This window comes from Pantoea sp. 1B4, assembly GCF_016925765.1.
GTDB lineage: Bacteria > Pseudomonadota > Gammaproteobacteria > Enterobacterales > Enterobacteriaceae > Pantoea > Pantoea agglomerans.
Window position 1 is genome coordinate 3,221,067 of record NZ_JAEUWZ010000001.1, and the last position, 12,646, is coordinate 3,233,712.

7 protein-coding genes and 6 pseudogenes are annotated in these 12,646 nt (G+C 56.2%); 4 read left to right on the forward strand and 9 right to left on the reverse strand.

The genetic code is table 11. From position 1 onward, the window contains the following. The first annotated feature begins 44 nt into the window (after positions 1 to 44). Positions 45 to 1,086 (forward strand): annotated as a pseudogene (locus JNO11_RS15445) (NADP(H)-dependent aldo-keto reductase). 40 nt (positions 1,087 to 1,126) lie between these two features. Here the strand turns inward: JNO11_RS15445 and JNO11_RS15450 are convergent. From JNO11_RS15450 to JNO11_RS15470, 5 genes and pseudogenes are all read right to left on the reverse strand, one after another. After that, positions 1,127 to 1,579 (reverse strand): GNAT family N-acetyltransferase, encoded by a 453-nt coding sequence (locus tag JNO11_RS15450; RefSeq protein ID WP_325177476.1) that lies wholly within the window; start codon positions 1,577 to 1,579, stop codon positions 1,127 to 1,129. Continuing rightward, the gene (locus tag JNO11_RS15455; RefSeq protein WP_325177678.1) at positions 1,576 to 2,304 is read right to left on the reverse strand and encodes an FCD domain-containing protein; all 729 of its coding nucleotides are present in this window, start codon (positions 2,302 to 2,304) and stop codon (positions 1,576 to 1,578) included. Before JNO11_RS15455 ends, JNO11_RS15450 begins: the two co-directional genes overlap by 4 nt. Positions 2,305 to 2,444: 140 nt before the next feature. Continuing rightward, complete coding sequence (locus JNO11_RS15460; protein ID WP_010248665.1) at positions 2,445 to 2,762, reverse strand: PTS sugar transporter subunit IIB; 318 nt, start codon at positions 2,760 to 2,762, stop codon at positions 2,445 to 2,447. A gap of 15 nt (positions 2,763 to 2,777) precedes the next feature. Beyond that, positions 2,778 to 4,204 (reverse strand): annotated as a pseudogene (locus JNO11_RS15465) (glycoside hydrolase family 1 protein). Further along, positions 4,201 to 5,560, reverse strand: a pseudogene (locus JNO11_RS15470) (PTS transporter subunit EIIC). The pseudogenes JNO11_RS15465 and JNO11_RS15470 overlap by 4 nt, the downstream one beginning before the upstream one ends. A 178-nt stretch (positions 5,561 to 5,738) precedes the next feature. On the opposite strand from JNO11_RS15470, the gene JNO11_RS15475 reads away from it, so the two are divergent. Then, complete coding sequence (locus JNO11_RS15475; RefSeq protein ID WP_010671044.1) at positions 5,739 to 6,047, forward strand: PTS lactose/cellobiose transporter subunit IIA; 309 nt, start codon at positions 5,739 to 5,741, stop codon at positions 6,045 to 6,047. A gap of 32 nt (positions 6,048 to 6,079) precedes the next feature. Here the strand turns inward: JNO11_RS15475 and lysA are convergent, their stop codons facing one another. Further along, positions 6,080 to 7,336, reverse strand: coding sequence for a diaminopimelate decarboxylase (lysA, locus tag JNO11_RS15480; protein ID WP_010248673.1), 1,257 nt, complete (start codon positions 7,334 to 7,336; stop codon positions 6,080 to 6,082). 102 nt (positions 7,337 to 7,438) lie between these two features. Between lysA and JNO11_RS15485 the strand changes: the two are divergent. Next, positions 7,439 to 8,360 (forward strand): annotated as a pseudogene (locus JNO11_RS15485) (LysR family transcriptional regulator). On the opposite strand, the gene JNO11_RS15490 reads toward JNO11_RS15485, so the two are convergent. Further along, positions 8,357 to 9,520, reverse strand: coding sequence for an MFS transporter (locus JNO11_RS15490; protein ID WP_010248677.1), 1,164 nt, complete (start codon positions 9,518 to 9,520; stop codon positions 8,357 to 8,359). The pseudogene JNO11_RS15485 and the gene JNO11_RS15490 overlap by 4 nt on opposite strands. A 361-nt stretch (positions 9,521 to 9,881) precedes the next feature. Here JNO11_RS15490 and JNO11_RS15495 point away from each other — a divergent pair. Continuing rightward, positions 9,882 to 10,509 (forward strand): annotated as a pseudogene (locus tag JNO11_RS15495) (serine protease). On the opposite strand, the pseudogene JNO11_RS15500 reads toward JNO11_RS15495, so the two are convergent. After that, a pseudogene (locus JNO11_RS15500) lies at positions 10,506 to 11,001 on the reverse strand (cupin domain-containing protein). The pseudogenes JNO11_RS15495 and JNO11_RS15500 overlap by 4 nt on opposite strands. A gap of 124 nt (positions 11,002 to 11,125) precedes the next feature. Beyond that, the gene (gene lysS, locus JNO11_RS15505) at positions 11,126 to 12,646 is read right to left on the reverse strand and encodes a lysine--tRNA ligase (RefSeq protein ID WP_010248682.1); all 1,521 of its coding nucleotides are present in this window, start codon (positions 12,644 to 12,646) and stop codon (positions 11,126 to 11,128) included.

Genomic DNA, 12,646 nt, shown 5'->3' on the forward strand with positions numbered 1-12,646 from the left:
CTGAGGACACAACATTCCATTCCATAAAGAAAAGGAAGCTGGCAATGCACTATCATCGTATTCCCCACAGCACGCTGGAAGTGAGTCAGCTGGGGTTGGGCACCATGACGTTTGGCGAACAGAACAGCGAAGCCGACGCCCATGCTCAACTGGATTTAGCTATCCGTTCCGGCATCAACTTTATTGATACTGCCGAGATGTATCCGGTGCCCCCCGCGTCCGGAAACCCAGGGTCTGACCGAACAATATATTGGCAGCTGGCTTAAACAGCGCGGCAGCCGCGACAAAATCATTCTGGCCAGTAAAGTGGCCGGGCCTTCACGTGGCAATGATGCGTCGATTCGCCCGGATATGGCGCTGGACCGTAAAAACATCCGCGCAGCACTCGATGCCAGCCTGAAACGCCTGAATACTGACTACCTTGACCTCTACCAGCTGCACTGGCCACAGCGTCAGACCAACTATTTTGGCAAGCTCGGCTATCAGTACAGCGAAACCACTGCTCAGGTGACGCTGCTGGAGACGCTGGAAGCGCTGACCGAACAGGTGCGCGCTGGTAAGATCCGCTATATCGGGGTGTCGAACGAAACCGCGTGGGGCGTGATGCGCTATCTGCAACTGGCGGAGAAGCATGAGCTGCCGCGCATTATCAGCATTCAGAATCCCTACAGCCTGCTGAACCGCAGCTTTGAAGTGGGTCTGGCCGAAATCAGCCAGCATGAAGGCGTAGAGCTGCTGGCATATTCCAGCCTGGCGTTTGGAACGCTGAGCGGCAAATACCTGAATGGCGCGCAGCCTGCGGGCGCACGCAACACGTTGTTCAGCCGCTTTACCCGCTACAGCGGCGAGCAGTCACAAAAGGCGATTGCCGAATATGTGGCACTGGCTCAGCAGCATCAGATTGACCCGTCGCAGATGGCCCTGGCCTATGTACGTCAGCAGCCGTTTGTGGCCAGCACGCTGCTGGGCGCCACTACGCCTGAACAGTTGCAGATCAATATCGACAGCTTCAATCTGACTTTAAATGCAGAGATCCTGGAAGGCATTGAGGCGATCCACCATCGTTATACCTATCCGGCTCCCTGAGCGCTCTGTTGCCAGCTGCCGCGATGGCGGCTGGCATCTCTTACAGGTCGCGATAATAGAGTTTTACCGGCTTAGCGGGATACTCCAGCGCTTCGCCCTGTGGCAGCCAGCCATAACGTTCGTAGTAGCCCCCAAACGTTGACCATAACCATAACCGTGGATAGCCTTGTGCCTGCGCATAGGCGATGACATGCTGCTGCAGCGCCTCACTGACACCTTTGCCGCGCACCGACTCATCAACATAGAGCGCCGCCAGCCAGGGGAAAAGATCCTGACGGCTGATCAGGTCGCAGCGCCAGAATCCCACCGTGCCGACTGCCCTGCCCGCCTCCACGGCAACGAAAGTCACCGGAAAATCAGCACCGATAAGGCTGCTGTTCACCACACTGGCAAAGAACGCCCGGCTGGTGGCTTCACCAAATGCGTGCCACTGCCAGTCGATGATCTGATCGGCAAATTGGGGGGCATCGCTGAGCGATACAATCTCAATCACATCAGTTTCCCCTGAAAGATCGGGACTGAATCAAACAGGTAGCCATCAAAGTCAGGCGCATCGGCGTCGGAAAGCTCCAGCAGCGTATTCTTGACGTTCTCAAGGTGCTGCCAGGTGGATTGCCAGGCCCCCATCACATCACGCCGACGCAGAGCAGCCAGGATTGTCTGGTGATCGCCAAGCCACTTCAGGCGATAGGCGCGGGTTTCAAACTGCGGGCGCAGCTGCTGCCAGAGCGGGCTACTGTCATGATGTCGCCAGATGCTGGTGACGGTATCGAGCAGCATCTGGTTCTGACTGGCACCCGCCAGCAGCAGATGAAACAACTTGTCGTTGTCCTGACTGCTGTCGTTGGCGGCGATAGCACGCTGCTCCTGTTCCAGCGTTCGGCGCAGATTTTCAATGTCCGCTTTGGTCGCCATTTTTGCGGCAAAGGCTGCAATATTGCTCTCCAGCAACTGACGTGCCTGTAGCATTTCAAACGGGCCAACGTCGCTGCGGAAGAAGGCCTCTTCTTCATCATCACTGGCGGAAGGAATACGCATCACATAGACGCCGGAGCTCTGGCGGATATCCACCGTACCTTCCAGCTCCAGCATCAATAATGCCTCGCGCACGATGGTCCGGCTGACGCCCCAGGTTTCAGCCAGCTGACGTTCAGGCGGCAGGCGCGATCCCACCGGATAGTGCCCGTCACAGATCTGCTGACGCAGGTGCTGACCAATTTCCTGATACTGCTTTTTTCTTGCGGCGCTTCGGCTTTGTCCACACTGTCACCCTTTGCAATCAATGCGCTAACGGCATTGCCGCGGTTCCCTGCGCGACAATGCCCGCGAACCGGAGAGGCTGGCTCGCAAACTGGGGCTCAGTGTATCAAAGCCAGCGCCTGATCGAGTACCTTTGCACCATTCAGCGTGCCGTAAGCAACCGTATCGATCACCGCGATGGGCAACTGATAGCTGTCGGTGAGTTTTCTGTTCTCCTCCAGTTTGAAGCGCACCTGTGGCCCGAGCAGCACGACCACCACCTCGTTGCCGTAGTTTTGCAGCTCTTCACGCAGGTTTTGCTCCGGAATGGCGTAGATCTGAAATGCCAGTCCGCGAGCGGCAGCCTCCTTTTCCATCCGCGTCACCACCATTGAGGTCGACATGCCCGCAGCACAGGCCAGAACAATTCGTTTCATGCTCGTTTCCTCGCGTTATTTCGGCTCATCATCAAGCCACAGGGTAAATTGCTGCGTGTCGCGCAGCGTACGGAACCAGTGGGCAGATTTCTTCATACGGCGCTGACGCTGCTTATCTAAGTCGATTTCGATAAGACCATAGCGATTTTTAAAGGCATTCATTGGCGAGACATTGTCGGTAAACGCCCACAGCATGTAGCCCTGACAGTTAATCCCCGCCTGACTGGCGCGTATCGCCTGATGCAGGTGCTCGCTGATAAACGCGATGCGGTAATCGTCCTGAATCTCCCCGTCGGCATTTTTGAACTGCGCTTCGTTCTCTATTCCCATACCGCTTTCCGCCACAAACCACGGGATATTGCCGTACTCATCGCGCATCCGCTGCGCCATATCCCAGATAATTTCAGGCTGAATTTCCCAGCCGCGTGAACGGTTCATCCGCCGCCCCGGCAGTTCAAAGTGTTCGTAATACCAGGCGGGATGAAAGGGCGTCTCGGGATGCCAGGCGCGGGATGGTGCCTTCACGCGATGCGGATAGTAGAGATTAAGCCCGACTTCATCGACGGTATTGGCGGCAATAATCGCCAGCTCTTCCGGGGTGGTTTCCCACTCAATCTGATGCTTATCAAGCAGCGCCAGCAGCTCCGCCGGATACTCGCCTTTAATGGCGGGATCGAGAAACACCCGGTTGTAGAACAGGTCATAAATATGCGCCGCCTTCTGGTCGTGCGGGGCTGACGATCGCGGATAGGTGACTTCCGGATTGAGTATGGTACCAATGCGACCGGCATAGCCTGCCGCGCGGAACAGCTTCACTACCCGGGCGGTAGCAAGATTTTTGTGGTGGTTCCACTGCATCCATTTATGGGTGTTCTGCTCATAAGGCCAGCGCAGCGCGTCGAGATAGACGCGGGTCTGCACCACAATCGGCTCGTTAAACACAAACCAGCGCGTGACCCGACCGGCATAGCGTTTAAACACCTGTTCGACATAACGGATAAAGAGTTCAACGACATGCTTTGACTGCCAGCCGCCATACTGCTCCAGCAGCGTGGCGGGCAGCTCGTAATGCTCCAGACAGAGCATCAGTTCAATGCCCTGGCGCTGCATTTCATCAATCAGCCGGTCATAGTAAGCCGCGTATTCCTCATCGACCGTAGCGGTTTCGTAATCGATCAGGAAACGCGACCAGTTGATTGAAGTGCGGTAGTGGGTCAGCCCGCTGGCCTTCATTAGCGCCACATCCTCACTAAAGCGGTTGATAAAGTCGGTGGCAACCGCCGGGCCGTAGCCGTTGTGCCAGACTTGACGATCCTGCTGATACCAGGCGTCAGGCCAGGAGTCCTGCCCCGCTTTTTTCCGCTCCAGCCTTCCGTCTGCCAGGCGGAGGCAGCAGCTCCCAGAATGAAATTCTCAGGTATGTGGACAGTCTGACGACTCATAACACCTCCGTTCGGTTAGGGTTCAGCTCAGGTTGCAGGCTCTTTGCTTCCGCTGCTTCTGCTGCATCCGCGCGGCGGGCTGCGACTTTCACAAATGGCAGATAGATAAGTACTGACACCAGAATGCAGACGATCTGCGTCACCACCGCACCCATCGATCCGGCCGTTGACAGCCAGGCATTGATAATCGGAGGCGTGGTCCATGGCACCATCACCACGGCTTTCCCGGCAAATCCCATCACCGTAGCGAAGTAACCGATAGAACCTGTCACTAGCGGTGTGATGATGAAAGGGATAGCCAGGATCGGGTTAAGCATAATCGGCATACCAAATATAACCGGCTCGTTGATATTGAAAATGCCTGGCCCGAACGACAGTTTGGCGATTTCACGCATCTCTTTGCGTCGCGTTGCCAGCATCACGGCGGTGAGCAGCCCGATGGTCAGGCCGGAACCGCCGATGCTCATATAAACATCCCAGAACGGCATGGTGATGATGTTCGGTGCCTCTTTTCCCTGCTCAAAAGCGGTCATGTTGACCATAATCGCGCCCAGCAACAGCGGCTCACGGATCGGCTTCACCATCTGGTTGCCGTGAATACCAATCACCCAGAACAGCTGGGCGACGAACATCAGAATCAGAATGCCCCACAGGCTCTGCACCACCGACTCCAGCGGCTGCTGCACCACCTGGTATACCGCGTCGTAAAGGTACATGCCGGTGACGCGATGGAAGATAAAGCCAAAAGTCGCTATCAGCGTCACGGTGATGATTGAGGGGATGAGCGCGGAGAAAGAGGCGGCCACGTTGGGCGGCACGGTGTCGGGCATTTTGATTTTCAGCCGTTCAACCTGTTCGAGGCGGCAGTAGATCTCTACCGACAGAATGGCGATAAACATGCCGAGAAACAGGCTTTTGGTATCGGAGAATTGTTTGGCCAGCACGTCGGTGACCAGGTGCATCTGCCCATCGACCATCATCTGTAAGGTGGTCGGCGTCACGGATACAAAGCAGATGATCGCCAGCAGGCCGGGAAACAGCGTTTTTATACCGTTGATGCGCCCAAGCTCAATACCAATCAGGAACACCGCACCAATGTTGAGAAAGCTGAGCGTGGCGTAATTGATACTGCTGGTGATGGGCTTGAGGTCAGCTAAAAAAAGCCAGGGCGGCAAAGCTGGCAAGGCCATTTTTGCTGTCCAGCACCATGTTAGAGATCAATACCGAGAAGGCGCCAACAATGATCACCGGCATCAGGGTAATGAACGAGGCTTTAATCGCCATGATGTAGCGATAACTGTTAAAGCGGGTGGCAAAGCTGCCCAGGGAATCGATAAGGCGGTCCTGTAGAAACATGATCAACCCTCAGAGATGTAAGATCGGTATTCCTGTAATCGTCGTGGTCTTCCCTGTTAGTGGCATACCAAAATGACGAATCTCCTCGGTTTTTTCTGTGACGAACCTCCCGGAAACGTTTATTGGCATTCCAGTATGATTAAAACGGCCAATTTGGCATACCAATAGCGGAGGCGTTATGGATTACGAACAGACCATGATGGAATTGCTGATCAATGCAGGGGAAGCCCGTTCGTCGGCGATGATGGCGATTCAGTGTGCGCGCAAACGCGACTGGACCGGGGCTGACGCGGCGCTGGCTGCTTCAGATACCGCGGCAAAAGCGGCACATAAAATTCAGACCGCGTTGATTGGTGCAGACGAGGGAAGCGGAAAATTGCCGGTCACGCTGATTCTGGTGCATGCGCAGGATCATCTGATGAATGCAATGCTGTGCCGCGAGCTGGCAGAGGAGCTGGTCATGCTGCGCAAAGAGATCTATGGCTGACAGGCGGCGCGCCGGCCGCCTGAGCGAGGTGATTAGCTGATTTCCAGTGCCAGTAGCGACTCAATAGTCTGCGCGCGGCGGATCTCGCGCGGCTGGCCCTGCTCAAACAGCACTTCCGGGATCAGCGGACGGCTGTTGTAGTTAGAGGACATGGATGCACCGTAAGCACCGGTGTCGTGGAACACCAGGTAATCGCCAACCTTTGCCGCCGGAATCGCGCGTGGTTCGACCATGCCGCCCTCCAGCTGGGTAAAGACATCACCCGATTCGCACAGCGGGCCAGCGACCACCGTGTCGATAGTCTGCTGCTCATCAATGGCCCGCTCATCGCCCGCCATCAGCGAGATATGGTGATAGCTGCCATACATGGAGGGACGCATGAGGTCACTGAAACCGGCATCGACCAGCACGAAGTGACGGCTGCCCATCGACTTAACCGCCCGTACCTGAGAGACCAGCACACCGGCCTCGGCCACCAGGAAACGGCCCGGTTCGATCTCCAGCTTTATCGCGTGACCCAGATGCTGAGCGATACGCTGCCGCGCTGCATCCCACAGGCCGAAATAGTGATCGGTATCGATCGCCTCTTCGCCATAGCGATAAGGCACAGAGAGGCCGCCGCCCGCAGAGATCGCGGTCAGATCCTGACCCGACGCCATCACCAGTTCAACCATCGCATCACAGACCTGCTGCAGATGCGCATAATCGACGCCAGAGCCGATATGCATATGAATGCCCACCAGCTGCAAGCCGTGCTGTTTAATCGCCGCCAGCGCCTCGGCTAAATCGGCATGCCAGATACCGTGCTTGCTGTTTTCGCCACCGGTATTGGTTTTCTGACTGTGGCCGTGACCAAAACCAGGATTGACCCGCAGCCACACCGCATGTCCCGGTGAGACCGCGCCGAGCTGATGCAGCATATCGATCGATCCGGCATTAACCGGCACCTTTAACGCGGTCACCCGCTCCAGTGTCGGCTGATCGAACAGATCCGCGGTAAAGACGATCTCATCACCGCCAGGCTGGTAACCCGCGGCCAGCGCACGTTCGATCTCACCCAGCGATACCGAGTCCACTTTCACGCCTGCTGCGCGCATCAGGCGCAGGATATGCGTATTCGAGCAGGCCTTCTGCGCAAAGCGCACCACATCAAATGCCTGCAGCTGGGCAATACGCGCCTGAATAATCTGCGCATCATAAGCCCAGAATGGCCCGGCGTAGCGGCGTGCCAGCGGCAGCAGGTTAGCGGCGCTGAGTGCGGTTTCGGTACTCTGTAAGGAACGTGGCATGACAATTCTCCTGTGGCAATAGCTGCATTAAGCCAGAATCGTGTCATAGCGAAAAATATCTGTTTTAATAGCATCTATGCAGAATGGATATAGGAAGGGTGCGTGGCAAACATTAACTGGCGGCATATCGAGATTTTTCATGCGGTGATGACCAGCGGCAATCTGACCCAGGCTGCGACACTGCTGCACACCTCACAGCCGACGGTGAGCCGGGAGCTGGCACGCCTGGAGCAGCAGCTGGGATTAGAGTTGTTCGGACGGGTTCGTGGTCGCCTGCAACCGACGGTGCAGGGATTACGTCTGTTTGAAGAGGTGCAGCGATCCTGGTATGGACTGGATCGCATCATGGAAGCGGCTGAAGGGCTGCGCCAGTTCCGTCAGGGTGAGCTGTCGATCGCCTGCCTGCCCGTTTTTTCGCAGTCGCTGCTGCCACCACTGTGTCAGCCCTTTTTTACAGCGCTACCCGGATGTGAGCCTGAATGTGATTCCGCAGGAGTCGCCGCTGCTGGAGGAGTGGCTGTCAGCACAGCGCTACGATATCGGCTTAACCGAAACCCAGCACGCTCCGGCCGGCACTGACCGTCTCGCCCTGCTGACCTGCGATGAAGTGTGTGTATTGCCTCAGCATCACCCTCTGAGTCAGCGTTCAGAGCTGACGCCGCACGATTTTGCGGGCGAACAGTATGTGAGCCTGTCGCGCAGTGACAGCTATCGTCAGTTGCTGGATGCGCTGTTTCATGAGCAGGGAGTCGAGCGGCGGCTGGTGATGGAGACGCACAGTGCCGCTTCGGTGTGCGCCATGGTCAGAGCGGGCGTGGGCATTTCAATTGTGAATCCGCTGACGGCGCTGGATTACGCCGACAGCGGTGTGGTGATGCGTAAGTTCAGCGTGGCGGTTCCGTTTACCGTCAGCCTGGTGAGGCCGCAGCACCGCCCTGCATCGGCGCTGGTCGATGCCTTTGTCAGCCATCTGCAACGGCAGGTGGCTGACTTTCCGGCACGCATCGCCGCCCGCCTGGCTTAAGCACGAACCCTGGCGGCTGCGCGGCCCGATTTGCGGAAGGTGATCAGACAGATCAGCAGGCCGATTGCCGCCAGCGCAGCGGCAGCAACCGGCACCGCCGTCAGGCCATATCCACGGCCAATCACCGCACCGCCGACCCAGGCACCCAGCGCATTGCCCACGTTAAACGCCGAAATGTTCAGGGTTGAGACCAGGTTAGGCGCCTCTTTGCCATGACGTACCACGTTGATCTGCAGGCCCGGCACCGTCGCAAAGGTCGCCATCGCCCACAGGAACAGGGTGATCTCTGCCAGCCACAGCGCATGGCTGGTCCAGCTGAACAGCAGCGAGAAGATGGCGATCAGGGAGAAGCTGAGGATCAGGCTAAAGGAGACTTTCCAGTCGGCCAGTTTGCCGCCAAGAATATTACCGACCGTCAGGCCTGCGCCAATCAGGAACAGCGTCCAGCTGACGCCGCGATCGCTGATCCCCGTCACCTCTAGCAGCAGCGGCGCAATGTAGCTGAACAGCGCAAACATCGCCGCGGCAAAGAACACCGTCATCAGCAGCGACAGCCACAGTTTCCCGTTGGCCAGTGCACCAATTTCACTCGCCAGGTGAACCGGCTTTTCCTGTTTATTGTTGGGCAGACTCACGATCAGGGCGATAAACGCCAGCACGCCAATCACAGCCACGCCCCAGAAGGTGGCTCGCCAGCCAAACATCTGTCCGAAACTGGTCCCCAGCGGAACGCCCAGCACGTTGGCTAAGGTCAGTCCGGTGAACATCAGTGCGACAGCGGAAGCCTGGCGACCGGCTGGCACCAGACTGGCGGCGACCACCGCGCCAATACCGAAGAAGGCACCGTGACAAAGCGCGGTGACGATGCGTGCCAGCATCAGCAGGTTATAGTTGTAAGCCAGCGCACACAGCAGGTTGCCGACAATAAATATCACCATCAGCAGAATCAGCGTTTTTTTACGCGGCAGCCTGGCGGTAAGCAGCGCCATAATCGGCGCACCTATCGCCACGCCCAGCGCGTAACCGCTGATCAGCCAGCCCGCCGACGGAATTGACACCTGAAGGTCACGCGCCACCTCCGGCAGCAATCCCATAATGACAAACTCGGTGGTCCCGATGGCGAACGCACTCAACGCCAGCGCCATTAATGCTACAGGCATAACACTCTCCCAATATCATTTGCAGGTGAACTGCACAGACGCGCAGCCCCTCGACGCTTATTAAAATTTGATCTGCGTCACGGTGAGCATTACAGCACAGTGCTGATGCGCGACATAGCCTGCGCGCAGCAAAGGATTATTGCCGGGGCCGCAATAATCCTGCCACTTTGCCGGAACAAATGGCTTTGTCAGCCTGCTGGCTAAGCCCGTTAAAGCGCACATGACCCAGGGTCAGGTTGTCATTTCCCGCGAACCCGTTACGCTTTTTAGTGCGTATTTAATTAATAAATCCTTAACGTTGCCGATATATCCCTAATCAATTGCCAGGTGATGTAATCAACTTCTGACGCAGGGAGAGAGAATGCAACGACTCATAGCCTTAATGGTGTTTGGCTTAACCGGCTGCTCGGTAGGTCATTATGAGTACAGTAAAGAAGCTGAAAAACGGGTGGATATGACCGTGACCGGCATTCCCACCGTGCTGGGTTTAGGCACGCTCGGTACCACCATCCCACTGACGCCGGAGTACAGCCTGACCGCCGCACATGTGGCAAAGTTTTCGCTTTACCGGGTCAAAGCCTGGCATCCGCAATGCGATCTGGCCGTGGTCTACCACAAAAACAGCGAAATGAACCTGCCACCCAACTTTCGTAACAGCCACATCGGCGATCAGGTCAATCTCTACGGCTACAGTTTTATTTCGGCCATGCCGGTCAGTTCCAGCGGGCAGAACCTGATCAATACCACGCTGGCGAACAGCTGGAACAAATCAGACTGCGTCGTGGTGGCGGCGAATGCGGGGGGTGGTTAAAGGGATGTCGGGCGGCGCAGTCTATAACGCCTCTGATGATACGCTGGCGGGCGTGATTATTGGCTACAGCAATAACATCAACGACAATGTCAGCGGTAAGACACTCTATAAGAACGTTGCGCTCTATGTGCCTTACTCGCGATTTCAGACATGGCTGGATCAGGCGATTAAATCCTAAGATTTTGTGTCGGGCAAACCTGGATGGTTGCCCATAAGATGTTCGGGCGGATTAAGCCATCTGTCTTTACGGGTTGCTTCGTATTCCGGGTTAAGAGGATAAGTAATACGATTTTCAGGCTTGCTGGTCTCCCCCCACCACTAAAAAGCGTGCCTCGTGCTCGCTGTTATTGATAAAGGTGTGGCAAATGCCAGTGCCCGCCGGAAAAGCCACTGCATCGCCCGGCGACAACGTGTACAGCTCGCCGTTGATCCAGGCGTCAGGATGACCTTCAAGCACAAAAATGAACTCTTCTTCTGCGCTCTCCGCGTGGGGATAAGACATGCGGCGTCCGGGCAAGAGCCTTTCATGGTGAATGCCAAGGCGGGTTAATCCCAGCAACTTAGCCAGTGGCGCACCAATCGACATGCGCTCATCGCTGTCAGCATAATGTTCGTTATCTTCGCCTTCAAGCGCTTGCCAGTGGCGAATACAGTCGGGACGTTGTGTCATGATGGTTGCTCCAGGTTGAGACATTCAGCCTGGCAGAGGGAACGGCATGACTCAAGCATGGCAGGCGAACAGCAGACATAAAAAAAGGCCGGGATGCCCCGGCCTTTTCTGAGAACAGTCAAACTTACTTGCTGCCTGGGCGCAGTGCCGGGAACAGAATCACATCGCGGATAGTGTGGCTGTTGGTAAACAGCATCACCATACGGTCAATACCGATACCCAGACCGGCGGTTGGCGGCAGACCGTGCTCCAGTGCGGTGACATAGTCTTCGTCGTAGAACATCGCTTCGTCGTCGCCAGCATCTTTGGCATTCACCTGCTGCAGGAAACGCTCAGCCTGATCTTCCGCATCGTTCAGCTCGGAGAAGCCGTTACCGATTTCACGACCGCCAATGAAGAACTCAAAGCGATCGGTGATTTCCGGGTTCTCGTCGTTACGACGGGCCAGCGGAGAGACTTCAGCCGGATATTCAGTGATGAAGGTCGGCTGAATCAGATGCGCTTCAGCGGTCTCTTCGAAGATTTCGGTTACGACGCGGCCCAGCCCCCAGCTTTTCTCAACCTTGATGTGCAGTGATTGAGCAATCGCCACCGCTTTATCAAAGTCTTCCAGATCGGCCAGATCCGTTTCCGGACGGTATTTCTTGATCGCTTCACGCATGGTCAGTTTTTCAAACGGCTTACCGAAATCAAACTCCTGCTCGCCGTAAGGCACCACGGTGCTGCCCAGCACATCCTGCGCCAGCGTACGGAACAGGCTTTCGGTCAGCTCGATCAGATCTTTGTAATCCGCATAAGCCATATAGAGTTCCATCATGGTGAACTCTGGGTTATGACGTGGCGAAATACCTTCGTTGCGGAAGTTACGGTTGATCTCGAACACGCGATCGAATCCGCCCACCACCAGACGCTTCAGATAAAGCTCTGGAGCGATACGCAGATACATGTCGATATCCAGCGCATTGTGATGGGTGATGAACGGACGCGCAGACGCGCCGCCAGGGATCACCTGCATCATCGGGGTTTCCACTTCCATAAAGTCGCGGCCCACCATGAACTGGCGAATGCCGGCCATGATCTGCGAACGAATTCTGAAGGTGTTACGCGACTCCTCGTTGGCGATGAGATCAAGGTAACGCTGACGGTAGCGCGTTTCCTGATCGGCCAGGCCGTGGAACTTGTCCGGCAGCGGACGCAGTGCTTTGGTCAGCAGGCGCAGTTCAGAACAGTGAATCGACAGTTCGCCGGTTTTGGTTTTGAACAGTTTGCCGCGCGCGCCCAGAATATCGCCGAGATCCCACTTTTTGAACTGCTCGTTGTAGATGCCTTCAGCCAGATCGTCACGCGAGACGTAAAGCTGAATCCGGCCACCCACATCCTGCAGGGTCACGAAAGAGGCTTTACCCATAATACGACGGGTCATCATACGTCCGGCGACGCTGACTTCGATGCCGAGATCTTCAAGCTCTTCGTTGCTCTTCTCGCCATAGCTCTCATGCAGCTGGTTTGAGAGACTGTCACGACGAAAATCGTTAGGAAACGCCACGCCATTTGCACGCAGCACGCTCAGCTTTTCGCGACGCGCTTTCAGTTCGTTATTTAACTCAACGGCGGCATCAGCGCTCTGCGGTTGTTGTTCAGACAT

What these genes read in the sequence shown, in the direction of transcription:
- JNO11_RS15460 (WP_010248665.1), bottom strand. Translation starts at nt 2,762, where the DNA reads ATGAAACGAATTGTTCTGGCCTGTGCTGCGGGCATGTCGACCTCAATG.
- JNO11_RS15475 (WP_010671044.1), top strand. Translation starts at nt 5,739, where the DNA reads ATGGATTACGAACAGACCATGATGGAATTGCTGATCAATGCAGGGGAA.
- lysA (WP_010248673.1), bottom strand. Translation starts at nt 7,336, where the DNA reads ATGCCACGTTCCTTACAGAGTACCGAAACCGCACTCAGCGCCGCTAAC.
- JNO11_RS15490 (WP_010248677.1), bottom strand. Translation starts at nt 9,520, where the DNA reads ATGCCTGTAGCATTAATGGCGCTGGCGTTGAGTGCGTTCGCCATCGGG.
- lysS (WP_010248682.1), bottom strand. Translation starts at nt 12,646, where the DNA reads ATGTCTGAACAACAACCGCAGAGCGCTGATGCCGCCGTTGAGTTAAAT.